The organism is Streptomyces sp. NPDC034085 (genome assembly GCF_055575555.1).
In genome coordinates this window covers 125826-140856 of record NZ_JBVISL010000013.1, presented here as the reverse complement: position 1 = coordinate 140856, position 15031 = coordinate 125826, and the positions used below count along the sequence as shown (strand labels likewise).

Genomic DNA, 15031 nt, shown 5'->3' with positions numbered 1-15031 from the left:
CACACCTACAAGATCTTGATCTTGGCATGAACGGCGGTTGAACTCGACAGGTTGTCGAATGGACAGCGGGGGTGTTCGCCGGTATAGGGAGGTGCGTTCCGGTACGCGCTCGACCTCGGCCACGGCATGGCAATGACCTGAATCTTACCATCCGTCATGGCCGGAAAGCGACGGTCCTTCAGGTGCTCAGGCGGCGGGCGGGCAGCGGAGGGTGTCGGCGGTGACCGGGGCGCCCTCGGCCTTGTTGCGGTCGTAGGTGACCGCTTTGACGTGAACCGGGTCGGTGCCGACGGTGACGTCGAAGGCCTTGTCGTGGTCGGGGGCGGGGCGCAGGCGGGCGCCGGGGAGGGCCGCCGCCAGGGTCGCCGCGTCCGCTTCCCCGCCGGGGGCGTACGTGATGACGGGCGGGCCCCCGGGGCGTACGGCGGGCGCCGGCTGCGCGGTGGCCTGGAAGCCGCCCCGGGCGAGGGCCTCGGCGACGGCGGGGTCGTCGACGCGGACCCGGATGCCGGCCGGGTTGGTCTCGGCGGGGGTCTCGGGAACGGGCTGGATGCGGGGGTCGCCCGTGAGGGGGCGGTCTTCGGCGAGGGCCTTCCACAGGGCGGCGGAACGGGCCTCGTGCCAGAGCAGGGTGGAGCCCACGCCGGGGACGCGGTGGTCGAAGACGCGGATGGGGACGGTGGCGAACTCGGTGCGCTCGGCGCGCAGCCGGCCGAGGGTCCAGCCGATGCGGACGAGGTCGTCCAGCCCCGTTGCGGGGCCGGTGCGCACGGTCTTCAGGAGGGTGCGGGCGGTCCGGGCCGCGCGGAGCGGGTCGGCGAGGGCGCCCTCGGCGGAGAGGCGGGCCAGCAGTTCGTTGACGGTGCGCTGCTGGCGGCGGACGCGGCCGAGGTCGCCGGGCCGGTTCACGTGCCGGGCGCGGACGTAGCGCAGGGTCTGGTTGCCGTCGGTGTGGTGGACGCCCGCGGTGATGTCGAGGCCGGAGCCTTCGTCCAGCAGGGGCTTGTCCGTGCAGACGGTCGCGCCGCCGAGGTTGTCGACGGTCTGCTCGAAGCCGGTGAACCCGGTCTCCAGGTAGTGGTCGACGTGGAGGCCGGTGACCTGTTCGACCGTGCGGACGGTCAGGGGCCCGGCGCCGATCGCGTACGCACCGTTGATCTTCCCGAAGCGGGGCGGACCGGGGAGGGGGTACTGGACGTAGGAGTCCCGGGGGATGGAGACGACGCTCGCGCGGCGCCCGTCCTCGGAGAGGTGCACGAGCATCATCACGTCGGTGCAGTTGCATCCCTTGCCGCCGACGTGCAGGCGGCGCTTCTCGGCGGCGCTCAGGCCCGCGCGGCTGTCGACGCCGACGACGAGGACGTTCGTGCCGCGGCCGCCCGCGGTGTCGCGTTCGGCGGACAGGGCCCGGGAGCCGGTGTGGGCGCCCGCGGCGAGGGTGGCCAGCAGCGTGAGGGCAACGGTGAGTCGACGCAACGCGCATCCCCTGACGTGTGAGGTGGTGGCGGAAGCCGCGGAAGGGACGGTACTGCGCCCGCCGGGGACGGGCGGGGCTACGCGCCGTAGTGCGCGGCCAGATTGTCCCGGGCGGGCCTGGCCCGCCCGGCCGGGCCGCGGGCGAACGCGCGCAGGACGTTGGCGGTGACGGTGCGGGTGAAGTGGGCGGCGCGGGCGTCCAGGCCGTGGTTGCCCCGGCGGCCGACGGGTCCGCCCGCGTCGAGGGCCTCGACCCAGCGCATGGTGCCGGTCGCGAAGACGGCCGCCCCGCCGGGCAGCGACAGGTAGGCGGTGTCGGCGTACGAGGCGCGGCCCTTGCGGACCACCGGCGAGTGGGCGAGGACCTCGATGGGGCGCGGTGTCGGGTGGGCCGGGTTCACCCGGTCGTACTCGACGCCCACCAGGTGCGCGAAGGCGTCGCCGGCCCGGGCGCCGGTGCCCTCCAGGAGCCAGTGTCCCGGGTGGGTCACCACGTAGGGGGCGTCGACGGGATAGCCGTCGTAGATGACGCCGAGCAGCGAGCTCTCGGGGTCGCGGGCGGGCGCGCGCCGGAAGTCGTGGGTGGGCGGGAATCCGCGCCGGTAGCCGGGGTCCTCGGCGTAGTCGTCCTTGTAGCAGACGACGACGCGGTCCTGGCCGGCCGGGGAGGCCTCCAGGCGGATCCGCCGGTAGCAGCAGTTGGCGCCGAGCACGGCGAGGTTGGTGCCCGCGTCGCGGGCCAGGGTCACGTGGTGGCGCTGCTCGGGGCTCCAGTACTCGTCGTGGCCCGGGGAGACGACGGCGGCCGCCCCGTGCAGCAGTGCGGGTTCGCGTGCCAGGTCGACGCCGGTCGCGTAGGCCAGGGGCAGGCCCAGTTCCTCGGCGAGGGCGACCAGGGGGGCTTCGTAGACGAGGAACTGGCCGGCTCCGTGGCGGCCGGAGTAGGGGCGGTCGAAGGAGACCTGGAGGGACCGCGAGGCCTTCGTGCCCGTCCGGCCCTTGTACAGGTCAGCGCCGCCCCACCGGTTGTACGCCTGCCAGGTGGCCACCGCGTTCACCAGGACGGTGCGGCCGGCCGTGGAGGAGGAGCGGAGGGTCACGGGCACGTACCGCTGGGCGCGCCCGTCGGTGGTGTCCAGGCGCAGCAGGTAGCTGCCCTCCGGCCAGCCGGAGGTGTCCAGTTCCGCCGTGCGGTGCCAGTCGGCGCGGGCCATCCGGGTGGCGGGGTCCGTGGCGGCGGGCGGCTGGAGGACGCCGGGCAGCGGGGCGGAGCGCCACACCAGGCGGGCCCTGGCCCCCCGGTACCAGCCCATCCGGTAGGCGGAGACGGTGTAGGAGGCGGAGGTCGTCGACACCCGCAGCCCCAGCGGTTCTCCGGGGCGGACGGCGGCCCGTTCGGCGAAGCCCTCGACGGCGCGCGCCGGTCCGGCGCGGGTGATCCGCCAGTCCGGGGAGCCGGGCCGGGCGTTCTCCGCCGCCACGTCCAGGCCGCCGGCCGCCGGCGTACGGCGTACGGGGCCGTCGGCGCCGGTCGCCGCACGGGCGGCCTGGCCGGTCCGGGTGGTGATCGCGGCGGCGGCAAGGCCGAGGATCAGCCGGCGTCCGGGCCGCCCCTGCATGTCGTGCACGCCCTCCGTTGTAGCCCACCGCCCGGCCGCGGCCCGGCAGGACGCGCCTGGCCGGTCGTGGAGGCCCGGCGTGGCGCGGGCCGTCGCCGCGGGGCGCCCAGCCATTGCGGGGGGGGGCCGGGCCGGGGGAGTTCGCCTCGGCGCGGGCGGGGCGGTCGCAGATCTTGATGCAAAGGGCACTGATCGGCGGGTTCCGGCCTTCTGGTACTTCTTCAGGCCATGAAGAAGATCACTCGCCGACAGGCTCTGGGCATCGGTGCCGGGGCGGCCGCCGCCGTGGGGCTGACCGCCTGCTCGTCCTCGTCGGCTCCCGCCCCGGCGGCAGGGGCGTCCGGGGCGCCCAAGGTGTCCGGAGCACCCGTCTCCATACCCACCGGCGCCATCGACGAGGTGTACGAGGGGCGCCGCATCCAGATCACGCTGGGGCCCGGCGGGCACCACGGCGTCGGGGTCCCCACCATCAGGATCGACGGCAAGGAGCTGCACCTGATGGGCAACGCCGACGGCAGCTGGGTCACCGTCGTCAACCACTACGAGAGCTTCCCGGACCCCCTTTCGGCCGCCCGGGCCGCCATCCGCGAGCTCCAGGGCGCCGAGCTGGCCCCCTTCGTCGCGAAGGAGGTCCAGCTGTGACCGTGCGCAAGAACCAGGCGGCCCTGACCCCCGACGAGAAGCGCGCCTTCGTCAACGCGGTGCTGGAGCTGAAGCGGACGGGCGTCTACGACCGCTACGTCAACGCCCACAACTACTACCTGATGAACGACTCCGACTTCGGCAACCGGATCGGGCACCGCACGCCGTCGTTCCTGCCCTGGCACCGGCGGTTCCTGCTGGACTTCGAGGCGGCGCTCCAGCGGGTGGACCGCAGCGTCACGCTGCCGTACTGGGACTGGACCGTCGACCGCACGCCCCAGTCCTCCCTGTGGGCCGCCGACTTCATGGGCGGTACCAGCCGGGGCCGGGACGGGCAGGTGCTCGACGGGCCCTTCTCCTCCACGGGACGCAGGTGGCCCATCACGGTCGGGGTGGACCGGCGGGACTACCTGCGGCGCGGGCTGGGGTCGGGGACGCCGCAGCTGCCGACGAGGGCCGAGGTGGACTCCGTGCTCGCCGTGCCGGTCTACGACACCGCTCCCTGGAACAGCTCCTCGAGCGGGTTCCGCAACCACCTGGAGGGCTGGCGCGGGGTCAACCTGCACAACCGGGTCCACGTGTGGGTGGGCGGCCACATGACCAGCGCGGCCTCCCCCAACGACCCGGTGTTCTGGCTGCACCACGCCTTCGTCGACAAGCTGTGGGCCGACTGGCAGGCCCGCAACCCGAAGGCCGGCTACCAGCCCGCCGGGCGGACGCCCAACGTGATCGACCTGCACGCCCCGCTGCCGCCGTGGAACAACGTGACGCCGGCCGACATGCTCGACCACCGGCGCTTCTACACCTTCGACAAGCCGTGAGGCCGGGGCCGGCGGGCCCCTTCGGCCAAAACGCGTTGATCGGGTCCGCGCCCCCTGCCTAGGCTTCCCGTCCATGCCCCGGATGAAGATGCACGCCGACGAGGTCGACGCGGACGAGGCGCTCGTCGCCCGCCTGGTGGCCGCCCAGTTCCCCCGGTGGGCGCACCTGCCGGTCACGGAGGTGCGCTCCGCCGGTACCGACAACCTGATGTTCCGGCTGGGCGACGACCTGGCCGTGCGGCTGCCGCGGATCCCCGGTTCGGCGCAGCAGATCGACCGGGAGCTGCGGTGGCTGCCGCTGCTCGCCCCGCGGGTGCCGCTGGCCGTGCCGGTGCCGGTGGGCAGGGGCGTTCCGGGTGAGGGCTACGGGTTCGGCTGGGCGGTGTACCGCTGGCTGGACGGGGAGAACCTCTTCGACGAGCCGCCGGCCGATCTGCGGACGGCCGCCGAGGACCTGGGCCGTTTCGTGGCGGCGCTGCGGCGGGTGGACACCGCGGGCGGGCCGGCCTCCTTCCGCGGCGGGTACGTGGGTACGGCCGACGCGGAGGTGCGCGCCGCGATCAGGGACCTCGGCGCGGACGGCACGGTGGACGCGGACGCCGCGACCGCCCTGTGGGAGGACGCGCTGCGGCTTCCCCGGTGGCAGGGCCCGCCGGTGTGGCTGCACGGGGACCTCCTGCCGGGCAACCTGCTGGGCCGGGGCGGGCGGCTCAGTGCCGTCATCGACTTCGGGTGCGTGGGCGTGGGCGATCCGGCCTGCGACCTGATGGCGGCCTGGACCCTGCTGTCGGCCGGGACGCGCGGGGTGTTCCGCGAGGAGGCCGGGGCGGACGACGCGACCTGGGCGCGGGCGCGGGGCTGGGCGCTGCGTTTCGGGCTGACCGCCGAGCACTACTACCGGGTCCGCAATCCGGTGCTGGCCGAGGTCGGCCACCGGGCGGCGGCGGAGGCGGTGGCCGACTTCAGGGGCCGCTGAGCGGCGCGGTGCGCGAGGGAGTGCCGCCGAAGTGGCTCCGGTCAGGAGGGACTTCGGCGACACGACCCAAGGGGCCCGCGCCCCCTCGGTGGGGGCGCGGGCCTCTTCGTCGGCGCCGCGGGGGCGGTCAGGCGGCGGCGGGTTCGCTCGTGGCGGGCTCGGCGGGCTCGGCCTGCCTGCGGTCCCGCATGACCAGGACGGCGAGGACGGCGGCGGCCAGGATGGCGGCGGCGCTGATGGTGAAGGTCGTCGACATCGCGGAGACGAAGGCCTCTCGGGCCGTGCGCACCATGCCCTCGTCGCCGCCGGCGGCGGCCAGGGCTCCGGCGATGGAGTGCCGGGCCGCCTCGGGCGATCCGTCCGGCATCTCGGCGGCGAACCCGGAGGCGAGGAGCGAGCCGAGGATCGCGATGCCGAGGGCGCTGCCGGCCTGCCCGATGGTGTCGTTGAGGGCCGAGCCGACGCCCGCCTTCTCCTCGGGGATGGTGGCCATCAGGGCGCCGACGGCGGCCGGCATGGCCGCACCCGCGCCGAGGCCGAGCAGGCCCAGGGCGACCGCCGGGACGGTGAAGCCGCTGTCCGGGGAGGCGGTGGTCAGCAGGGCGAAGGAGCCGGCCATCACGATCATGCCGCCCACGATCAGGGGGCGGTTGCCCACCTTGGAGGCGAGGCCGGCGCCCGCTGCGTTGCCGACCAGGGCGGCCACGGCGAGCGGGACGAAGGCCAGGCCGGCCTTGAGGGGCGAGTAGCCGAGGACGAACTGCAGGTACTGGGTCAGGACCAGCAGCAGGCCGCCGTTGCCGATCTGGACGAGGGTCAGGGAGAGGGAACCGCCGCTGAAGTTGCGGTTCTTGAAGAGGACCAGCGGGACCATCGGGGAGGCGGTGGCGTTCTCCCAGATCACGAAGCCGGCGAGGCAGGCCACGGCGACGAGCAGGGTGAGCGAGGAGCGGCCCTCGAAGGCGCCGTGCTCCGGGATCTCGATGATCCACCAGACCAGGGCGGTCATGCCGACGGCGGAGAGGACGGCGCCCAGCGGGTCGGGCTTCTGCCAGGGGCCCTTGGACTCGGGCATCAGGGTCAGGGCGGCGATCACGGCGAGGACGACGACCGGGACGTTGATGAAGAAGATCGACTGCCAGGAGAAGTGGTCGATCAGGACGCCGCCGAGGACCGGGCTGCCCACCAGGCCGAGCATGGAGACCGAGCCCCAGGCCGCCATCGCCTTGGGCCGCTCGTCCTCCTGGAAGACGGTGATGAGGATGGAGAGGGTGGACGGCATGATGAGCGCGCCGCCGACGCCCATCGCGACGCGTACGGCGATCACCTCGCCGGGGTTGGAGCAGAAGGTCGCGGCCAGTGACGCCGCACCGAAGAGGACCAGGCCGACCAGCATGACCAGGCGCCGGCCGAAGCGGTCGCCGAGGCTGCCGGAGGTGAGCAGGAGCCCGGCGAAGACCAGGATGTAGGAGTCGAGGATCCACTGGGTGTCCTGCGCGCCCGCGCCGAGGTCCGTGGTCATGGCCGGCACCGCGACCGTCAGGGCCATGGAGTCGACCACCAGGACCAGCGAGCTCAGGCACAGCACGATCAGGATCCACCAGCGGCGGGGGTTCCTGGTTTCCATGAGTGGTCCCTTTCGTCTCGGCGTCGATCGCTGTGGTGCGTACGACGTTTCCTGATGCGCACACTGTACGCAACACGGAACGCTGTACGCAAGGACGGATGCGTCGGTGGGAATGGGCGTACCGGCCGGAAAAAAGATCCGGCGGCCTGTCACATCCGTGCGGGGCGGCGGGTCAAGGAGGTGTCGAACGCAAGAAACCCCGCCCCGAGGAGCCCGAGATGTCCACCACCGCCACCGTCGTCACCCTGGTCGCCGCCTTCATGGCCGGCTTCTCGGGCGCGTCGATCTTCGCCGGCGCCAAGTTCACGGTCGAGCCGCTCGCCCAGTACGGCGTCCCGCGCGGCTGGTGGAACCTGCTCGCCACCGCCAAGATCGCGGGCGCCCTCGGCCTCCTCGTCGGGTTCTTCGTCCCGGCGATCGGGATCGCCGCCGCCGTCGGGCTGGTGCTGTACTTCACCGGCGCCGTGATCACGGTCCTGAGGGCCCGCGCCTTCGGCCACGCGGTCTTCCCGTTGGTCTACGCCGCCCCCGCCGCGGCCGTCCTCGCCCTGGTCTGAGACCCGGGCGGGGAGCCCCCGCCGCACGGTCCCGGCGCGGCCGGCCGGCGGGCGGGGCCGGCGGGGGGAGGGAAATACTTCGGCCGGAGGTGAATCCTTTCCGGAGCGTGCCGCCTCTTGTCCGTGTACCGGTCGAACGGGCCGGGAGGGAACCGGAGGAAGGAACACCCATGATGGTCATCAGCCTCGCAGTGATCGGAGTGCTGCTCGTGGGCGCGTGCAGCTGGCACCTGGTGCGGCGTTACAAGAACCGATGAACCGCCGCTTCCACTGGCCGGACGACCGGCTGATCAAGGCCGCTCAGGACGGCGACGTCACCTCGCTCACCACCGTCGTCATGGAATCGCAGCCCCACGTGCGCAAGTTCGCCCTGTCCCTGTGCGCCTCGCCGCAGGACGCGGAGGACGCGGCGCAGGAGGCGCTGATCATCCTCTACCGGAAGATCGGCACCTTGCGCGCCACCGGCGCGCTCGCCTCGTGGATGTTCCGGATTGTGCGCAACGAATGCCTGCGGCAGGTACGTGTGCTCGCCTCGCGCAGCGAGGGGGCGGCGCCCGCGCCCGAGGCGGCCGCCGAGCCGTCCGCCGAGGACGCGGTGCTGCACCGGCTGGAGGTGGAGAGGGTCGCGGCCGCGGTCAGCGCCCTTCCCCGCGACCAGCGGCAGGTCCTGATCATGCGGGACATACAGGGGCTGCCCGGCAGGACCGTCGCCCACGCCCTGGGCCTGAGCAGCGCGGCGATGAAGTCGCGACTGCACCGGGCGCGGGCGACGCTGCGCCACTCACTGGAAGGGACCGGCCGGCTCGTGGAAGGAGACCCGACATCGTGAACACCGGGAAGAGCGGGGATTTCGCCAGCAAGTCCGTCCCGCGCCACCTGGCGCGGGGCGCCATCGGCTTCGGGCTGCTCATCGGCTCGATCGCCCTGGTGCCGGTCGCCGGGCCGGCGACCCTGCTGGCGGCGCCGTTGGCACTGATCGCCTTCCGCGGCTGCCCCACCTGCTGGATGGCCGGCCTGGCGCAGACCATCTCACGGGGCCGTCTGGAGCGCCGGTGCAGGGACGGGGTCTGCACCCTGACCGCGGCTCACCCCGCGGCTCACCCCGCCGCGGAGGCGGCGGGGGTCAGCGGGGGACCGTCCACGGGTCCGGACCGGTGAGGAGGGCCGCCAGGTCGCCACGGTCGCCGCGGTCGTCCCGGGCGTCGCCGGTGCCTGCGCGGTTCAAGCGGCGCCTGTGCTGTCGTCGATCCGGAAGGTGATGACGTCGACTTCGTCGGACCCCGTCAGATCCGGGTAGTGGCCCCGGAGGGCTTCCCGGAGTTCGGTCGCGGTCGTCAGCCCCTCGGCTTGGGCGTCCTGGTCGGTGAGGTCGCTGACCAGGCAGTGCCTGATGCCGGTCACCTCTGCCGGCAGGACGACTTCGGGGTCGCTTTCGAACACCAGCCGCGCCGGCCCGGGCTGGGCCGGGTCCCGGAAGCGGGTGGTCCTGGTCTTGGCGCCGGAGCGGACGTCCTCGAGGTAGCGGGGGTTGAACCGGATGATCGGGGGACCGGCCGTCTCGGGGTCCTGGTAGAGCGACGGGTCGAGACCGTTCATGCCGGCCTCCGGGGTCCATCGCTGGGCCAGCGGCATCAGGTCGGCGGCGAGCACGGACCTGAGCCCTGCGGGCGTGGGCACGATGACGCGCATGGTGGGGTAGTGGTCCACGAAGACCTGCCGATCGCGCCCGCACGGCCCGACGACCCCCCGCCCGTGGTTTCCCACGGCGACGATGCAGCGCATCTGGCGGGCGCCCTGGGCTCGTGCGGCTCCCAGAGCCACGAGTTCGGCGCAGGGTCCGCCGGTGAAGTGGTAGAGGTTCACGCCGGCGAACATCCGGTAGTCGGCGGCCATGACCGCAGCCCCCACCGTGTGGATCCCGTCTTCGTCGGGCCCGGCGTCCGTATGCGCGTCTATGGTCCGGCGTGCCAGCTCCACGAGTTCACGCTCGTCATCATCGAGAGCTCGCACAGATGACGGTACGTACACGTTCTCAGCCTTCCCCTCCATCAGCGGTCACCAAGATCATTCCATGCCGTGCCGGTGGGCTCGACGGGATTTCGGCTCACCGTGTCAGGCGGCGTCGTGCTCGTCCCGGCGCAGCTCGGGCTCGTGCTTGTAGCCGAGGATCAGCACGTCCCGGACCGCCGCCTTGCCCGGGTCGACGGGGTGGACCGGGCGGACCGCGTGCAGGATCCGGCCGTCCGCCCAGAACATGGTGTCCATCTGCTCCGTCAGGCAGAATTCGGCGACCAGCTCCTTCTCCAGGCTGTAGACCTGGGACTCCCCGCCGGCGGCGTTGAAGCGGCCCATCAGGTGGATCGCACCGAAGTCGACCTCGTCGCGGTGCGGGCCCTCGGGAGTGGGCTCTCCCGTCTCGTCGGGGGTGCTGATGATCCGGAACTGGTGGCACTGGACGTCCCAGGGGTCGTCGAGCCAGGACTCCTCGGGTACGGGGAACTTCTCGAAATCGGAGCGCAGGAGCCGGGTCAGGAGCGGGTTGGCCAGGGTGGCGCGGCTCAGCGGGGCCACGTCGCGGTCGATGCCGCCGGCGTAGTCGTTGGCGTTCGCCGACTGGAAGTAGGGGCGGTGCGGGCGCAGCCGGACCTCCCCGGTGCGGGGCACGAAGAAGAAGCGGTCGTAGCGGCGCTCGCGGAAACGGGAGCCGCCCTTCAGGTACCGGTCCGTCTCCAGGTTCTCCCATTCGGCGGCCAATTCCTTGACGTACTGCCCTGATTCGGCGTCGATGACGAGCCGGTCGGCCGGCAGCAGCGAATATCCCCTGGCCCGCAGTTCTTCTCGTGCTTCGGTCTGCATTGTGGCTCCTCCACACCGGATCTCACGCACTCCTGCTCCGCACCGAGGCTCCCACAGCGCTGCTGACGCTGAACTGACAGACCCGCCGGGTCAGAGGGGCGTCAGCAGGTCGTCACGAGCAGCGTGCTTCACTCGACCGGTATGACAGAACAATTAATGGCCTCGCCCCGGGCGGAACGACGGACGGTCCTGGAAGAAATCGTCGTGGCGGAATTCAAGACGGCGCTGCTCATGCCCGAGGACGAGGAGCTGCCGCTGGAGGACAGCTTCTTCGAGCTCGGCATGACGTCCTTGCTGCTCACCATGGTCAAGCAGCGGCTCGAGGAGCGGCTGGGGCGGGGCATCAGCAGTACGGCCCTGTTCAACCAGCCCACCGTCGAGCGGCTGACCGAGCATCTGGCCTCGGACGTCCTGGCCGACATCTTCGACGCGAAGTGAGAGGGGCGGCCGCCATGCCCGGAACGCCGGAGGAACGGAATGCACAGGAGAGGCTCGAAGCCGCGGAGGAAACGGTCCGCAGGCAGGAAAGGGAGCTCGGACAGTTCCTTTCCGAGAAGCACGAGCCGATCGCCGTCGTCGGTATCGGAATGCGCCTGCCCGGCGGCAACGATTCCCTTTCCGACCTGGATTCCTTTCTGCGGGAGGGGCGATCCGGTATCGGCCCGCTGCCGCGTGAGCGCTGGGTTCCGGAGGTGGCCGACGGTTCCGTCACCGCCGTCGCGGGCGGTTTCCTCGATCGTATCGACGAGTTCGACGCGCAGTTCTTCAACATTCCGCCCAAGGACGCACCCTTCGTCGATCCCGCGCAGCGGCTGCTGATGGAGACCGTGTGGGAGGCCCTGGAGGACGCCGGCATCGACCCGGCGGGCCTGCGGCACGGTGACGGCGGCGTCTACGTGGGCGCCTCGCCGCTGGACTTCGCCCTGGAGCTGGAGGGCCTGGCGGACGAGCAGCTCGACGGGAGCCTGACGACCGGGCTCGGCGCCTACTCCCTTTCGGGGCGGCTCTCGTACTTCCTCGGCTGGCGCGGCCCGAGCCTGACGACGGACACCGCGTGCGCGGCCTCGCTGACCGCCCTGCACCTGGCGGTCGGGGGGCTGCGGCGCCGCGAGTGCGGCATCGCGCTGTGCGCCGGGGTGAACACGCTGCACAACCCGCGTTCCTACGTGATCCTCTCGCACGCCCAGATGCTCGCCCCGGACGGGCACTGCAAGACCTTCGACGAGAGCGCGGACGGCTACGCGCGCGCCGAGGGCTGCGGGGCGCTGGTGCTCAAGCGGCTCTCCGACGCGCTGGCGGACGGGGACCGGGTGCTGGCGCTCGTCCGCGGGACCGCGATCGGGCAGGACGGCGAGAGCGCGGGACTGAGCGCGCCCAACGGCACGGCGCAGGAGGCCGTGATGCGGGCGGCGCTGGCCAACGCGCGGCTGGAGCCGGGCGACATCCAGTACGTGGAGGCGCACGGGACGGGGACCCCGCTGGGCGACCCGATCGAGATGGGGTCCGTCAACGGGGTGTTCGGGGCCTCGCACGACAAGGAGGACCCGCTGGTCATCGGCTCACTGAAGGCCAACCTCGGGCACATGGAGCCGGCGGCCGGGCTGGGTGCGGTGATCAAGGTGATCGCGCAGATGCGCGCGGGCGCCTTCTTCCCGCACGTGTGGCGGAACCTGTCGGGGCGGATCCCGTGGGAGAACTACCCGATCACGGTGGCGGCCGAGGAGCGGCCGTGGAAGGCGCCCGTGCGCCGGGCCACCGTCAACGGCTTCGGCGTGGCCGGGGCCATCGCGGTCGCGGTGCTGGAGGAGCCCCCCGGACCGGAGGCGGCGGCGACGGAGCACGAGGAGGCGTACGGGGACCGGGGCGAGGGGCGCGGGCACGTGTTCACGCTGTCGGCCAAGTCGCGGCCGGCGCTGCGCCTCCAGGCCGAGCGGTACGCCCGTTTCCTCGCCGAGCACCCGGACACCGGCCTCGCCGATCTGTGCCGGACCCGGGCCACGGGCCGCTCCCACTTCCGCCACCGGGCCGCGGCCGCCGTGGCGTCCACCGGCGAGCTGGCCGCGCACCTGGAGCGGTGGAGCGCGCCGGCCCGGGGTGGGGAGAAGCCCGACGCGTTCCGCAAGACGGCCTTCCTGTTCACCGGTTCCGGTTCGCAGTACGTGGGCATGGGCCGGGCCCTGTACGGCCGCTTCCCCGTGTTCACCCGGTACGTCGACGAGTGCGACGCCCTCTTCGCCCCGCTGCTGGGGCGTTCGGTGGCGGCGGTGATGTTCGGTGACGCGCCGGACGCCGAGGAGACCCTGGCCCGCACGTCCTTCACGCACGCGGCCCTGTTCACGCTGGAGTACGCCCTGGCGCGGCTGTGGCTGTCGTGGGGGGTGCGGCCGAGCGTGCTCATCGGGCACAGCGTCGGCGAGATCGTCGCGGCGACGGTGGCCGGGCTGTTCACCCTCGCCGACGGCGTCGCCTTCCTCGCCGCGCGCTCCCGGCTGATCGAGTCGGTGGGCACACCCGGCTCGATGGCGGCGGTGTCGGCGCCCGTGGAGGAGGTACGGCCGCTGCTGGAGCGGTGGCCGGAGCTGGCCGTCGCGGCGGTCAACGCCCCCCGGCAGTGCGTGGTATCCGGCGGGACCGGGGCGCTGGCGCAGGCGGTGGAGGCGCTGCGCGCGGCGGGGTGGACGGTGACGGAGCTGCACGTGACGGCGGCGTTCCACTCGCCGCTGATGGCCGGGGTGTCGGAGCCGCTGGCCGAGGTGCTGCGGGGGATCGCCTTCCACGAGCCGCAGCTGCCGGTCGTGTCGAACCTGACCGGGCGGATCGCCGCGCCGGGCGAGATGGCGACGCCGGAGTACTGGGTGCGCCACGTCAACGAGACGGTGGAGTTCGCCGCCGGGGTGCGCACCATCGCGGAGCGCGGCCGGCACGTGTTCCTGGAGGTGGGGCCGTCCTCGGCGCTGATCTCGCTGGCCCGGCGCGGCGTACCGCAGGAGCAGCACCGCTGGCTGAGCAGCCTGCGCGCGAAGGACACCACGGGCGCGGCGCTGGACGCCGCGCTGGCGGGTGCGTACGCGGCGGGGCTGTCCGTCGACTGGGACGCGGTGTACGCGGACGGGCCGGGGCGGCGGATCGCGCTGCCGGGCTACGCCTTCGACCGGCGCGCCTACCGGCTGCCGGCCCGGCCGGCCGGGCGGGGGGCGGCCGGCGACGGGCATCCGCTGCTGGGTCGGGAGACGTCGCAGGGCGGGCCGCAGCGGGAGTTCCGGGCGCGGATCAGCGCCGCGCAGCCGGCGTACCTCGCGGACCACACCATCGGCGGCCGGGCCTTCCTGCCCGCTTCGGCCTACCTGGAACTGCTGCTGGCGGTGCAGGACGAAGTCCACGGCGACACCGGCCGGGCGGTGGAGGACGTCCGCTTCCACGAGGCGCTGTTCCTGTCGGACCGCCCGGCGCTGCTGCTGACCCGGGTGCGGACCGCACCGGACGGCCGGCTGGCGGTGGAGGTCTCCAGCCGGGCCGCCGACGAGCCGGAGGGTGCCGAACGGCTGCACGCCACGGCCTCCGTCGCGGCGGAGGCCGACTACGCGGGCAGCGGTCTGGCGGGCCCCGGCCGGACCCTCCTCGCGCTGACCGGGGCGCTGGACGGCGAGGAGCCCTCGCGGGTGCTGGACGCCGGGGAGGTGAAGGCCGCCTACGCCGGGGCCGGGCTGGAGTACGGGCCGCAGTTCCTGCGGGCCCGCTCGGTGACGGCGTACGGGCCGGACTTCGCGGTGACGGAGCTGTTCGGCGGGGACGTCTCGCGGGCCGAGCTGCTGCCGCCACCGCTGCTGGACGGGGCGACGCACGCGCTGGCGGCGCTCGCCGACGACGGGCGGCGGTACGTGGCCACGAGCGTGGGCCGGCTGCGCGCCTTCAAGAAGCCGCGCGGTGCGGTGCTGCGCTCCGCGGTCCGCGTGACGCGCGCCGAGGACCCGGAGGCGGTGGATCCGGCGTTCACCCTGGACGTGCTGCTGCTGGAAGAGGACGGCCGGCCGGTGGCGGAGCTGTCCGGGATGGGCTTCACCCGGCTGCCGGACCGTCCGGTGGAGGCGGCCGCCGCGGAGCGGGCGGCGCGGCACGCGGCGTCCGCCGCGCCGGTGGACGTGGAGACGCTGGCGGCGGCCCCGGCGGCGGAGCGGCAGGAGGCGCTGGTCTCGCTGGTGCGGGCGACGGTCGCGGCGCTGCTGGCGGTCGACGACCCGGAGTACGTCGACACCCGGGCGGGCTTCCTGGAACTCGGGGTGGACTCGCTGACGGCGATCGTGCTGAAGACGCAGCTCCAGACGCGGCTGGGCGTCCCGCTGGTCTCGTCGGCGGTGTTCGACCACCCGTCGGTGGAGGAGCTGGCCGAGATGCTGTCACGCCTGCTGGCCCGGGAGGCCGTGGCGGCGGCACCGGCCCCCTGAACAACGGCCGGGCCG

Annotated in this window: 13 protein-coding genes; 8 read left to right on the top strand and 5 right to left on the bottom strand. The window is 73.4% G+C overall.

What is annotated here, in order from left to right; genetic code table 11:
• Nucleotides 1–186: 186 nt before the first annotated feature.
• Together ACZ501_RS31755 and ACZ501_RS31750 are read right to left on the bottom strand one after the other, a co-directional pair.
• Nucleotides 187–1476 (bottom strand): LCP family protein, encoded by a 1290-nt coding sequence (locus ACZ501_RS31755; RefSeq protein ID WP_468800074.1) that lies wholly within the window; start codon nucleotides 1474–1476, stop codon nucleotides 187–189.
• A gap of 77 nt (nucleotides 1477–1553) precedes the next feature.
• Nucleotides 1554–3095 (bottom strand): N,N-dimethylformamidase beta subunit family domain-containing protein, encoded by a 1542-nt coding sequence (locus ACZ501_RS31750; RefSeq protein WP_361604433.1) that lies wholly within the window; start codon nucleotides 3093–3095, stop codon nucleotides 1554–1556.
• A 228-nt stretch (nucleotides 3096–3323) separates the two neighbouring features.
• Here ACZ501_RS31750 and melC1 point away from each other — a divergent pair, with 228 nt between their 5' ends.
• The 3 genes from melC1 (at nucleotide 3324) to ACZ501_RS31735 (ending at nucleotide 5534) form a co-directional block, all read left to right on the top strand.
• A complete protein-coding gene (gene melC1 / locus ACZ501_RS31745) occupies nucleotides 3324–3737 on the top strand; it encodes an apotyrosinase chaperone MelC1 (protein WP_361604418.1) in 414 nt (137 codons plus the stop codon).
• A complete protein-coding gene (melC2, locus tag ACZ501_RS31740) occupies nucleotides 3734–4558 on the top strand; it encodes a tyrosinase MelC2 (RefSeq protein ID WP_361604415.1) in 825 nt (274 codons plus the stop codon). Before melC1 ends, melC2 begins: the two co-directional genes overlap by 4 nt.
• A 73-nt stretch (nucleotides 4559–4631) precedes the next feature.
• Nucleotides 4632–5534, top strand: a complete 903-nt coding sequence (locus ACZ501_RS31735; protein ID WP_361604412.1) for an aminoglycoside phosphotransferase family protein — start codon at nucleotides 4632–4634, stop codon at nucleotides 5532–5534.
• 127 nt (nucleotides 5535–5661) lie between these two features.
• On the opposite strand, the gene ACZ501_RS31730 is transcribed toward ACZ501_RS31735, so the two are convergent.
• Nucleotides 5662–7161 carry an MFS transporter gene (locus tag ACZ501_RS31730; RefSeq protein WP_468800072.1) on the bottom strand — a complete coding sequence of 500 codons (1500 nt, stop codon included), beginning with the start codon at nucleotides 7159–7161 and terminating at the stop codon, nucleotides 5662–5664.
• A gap of 218 nt (nucleotides 7162–7379) precedes the next feature.
• Between ACZ501_RS31730 and ACZ501_RS31725 the strand changes: the two genes are divergently transcribed.
• From ACZ501_RS31725 to ACZ501_RS31715, 3 genes are all read left to right on the top strand, one after another.
• Nucleotides 7380–7718, top strand: a complete 339-nt coding sequence (locus tag ACZ501_RS31725) for a DoxX family protein (RefSeq protein WP_361604406.1) — start codon at nucleotides 7380–7382, stop codon at nucleotides 7716–7718.
• Nucleotides 7719–7971: 253 nt separating this feature from the next.
• Nucleotides 7972–8547, top strand: a complete 576-nt coding sequence (locus ACZ501_RS31720) for an RNA polymerase sigma factor (protein ID WP_361604403.1) — start codon at nucleotides 7972–7974, stop codon at nucleotides 8545–8547.
• A complete protein-coding gene (locus tag ACZ501_RS31715) occupies nucleotides 8544–8876 on the top strand; it encodes a hypothetical protein (RefSeq protein ID WP_468800070.1) in 333 nt (110 codons plus the stop codon). Before ACZ501_RS31720 ends, ACZ501_RS31715 begins: the two co-directional genes overlap by 4 nt.
• Before the next feature lie 63 nt (nucleotides 8877–8939).
• Here ACZ501_RS31715 and ACZ501_RS31710 read toward each other — a convergent pair whose 3' ends face one another.
• Together ACZ501_RS31710 and ACZ501_RS31705 are read right to left on the bottom strand one after the other, a co-directional pair.
• Nucleotides 8940–9695 (bottom strand): ASCH domain-containing protein, encoded by a 756-nt coding sequence (locus tag ACZ501_RS31710; RefSeq protein ID WP_468800068.1) that lies wholly within the window; start codon nucleotides 9693–9695, stop codon nucleotides 8940–8942.
• Nucleotides 9696–9830: 135 nt separating this feature from the next.
• Nucleotides 9831–10574: a 2OG-Fe dioxygenase family protein gene (locus tag ACZ501_RS31705; protein ID WP_468800066.1), complete on the bottom strand. Its 744-nt coding sequence runs from the start codon at nucleotides 10572–10574 to the stop codon at nucleotides 9831–9833.
• A gap of 141 nt (nucleotides 10575–10715) precedes the next feature.
• On the opposite strand from ACZ501_RS31705, the gene ACZ501_RS31700 reads away from it, so the two are divergent.
• Entirely contained in the window at nucleotides 10716–11012 is a 297-nt protein-coding gene (locus ACZ501_RS31700) for an acyl carrier protein (RefSeq protein WP_361604391.1), read from the top strand.
• 14 nt (nucleotides 11013–11026) lie between these two features.
• Nucleotides 11027–15016 (top strand): type I polyketide synthase, encoded by a 3990-nt coding sequence (locus tag ACZ501_RS31695; RefSeq protein WP_468800064.1) that lies wholly within the window; start codon nucleotides 11027–11029, stop codon nucleotides 15014–15016.
• Nucleotides 15017–15031 lie beyond the last annotated feature (15 nt).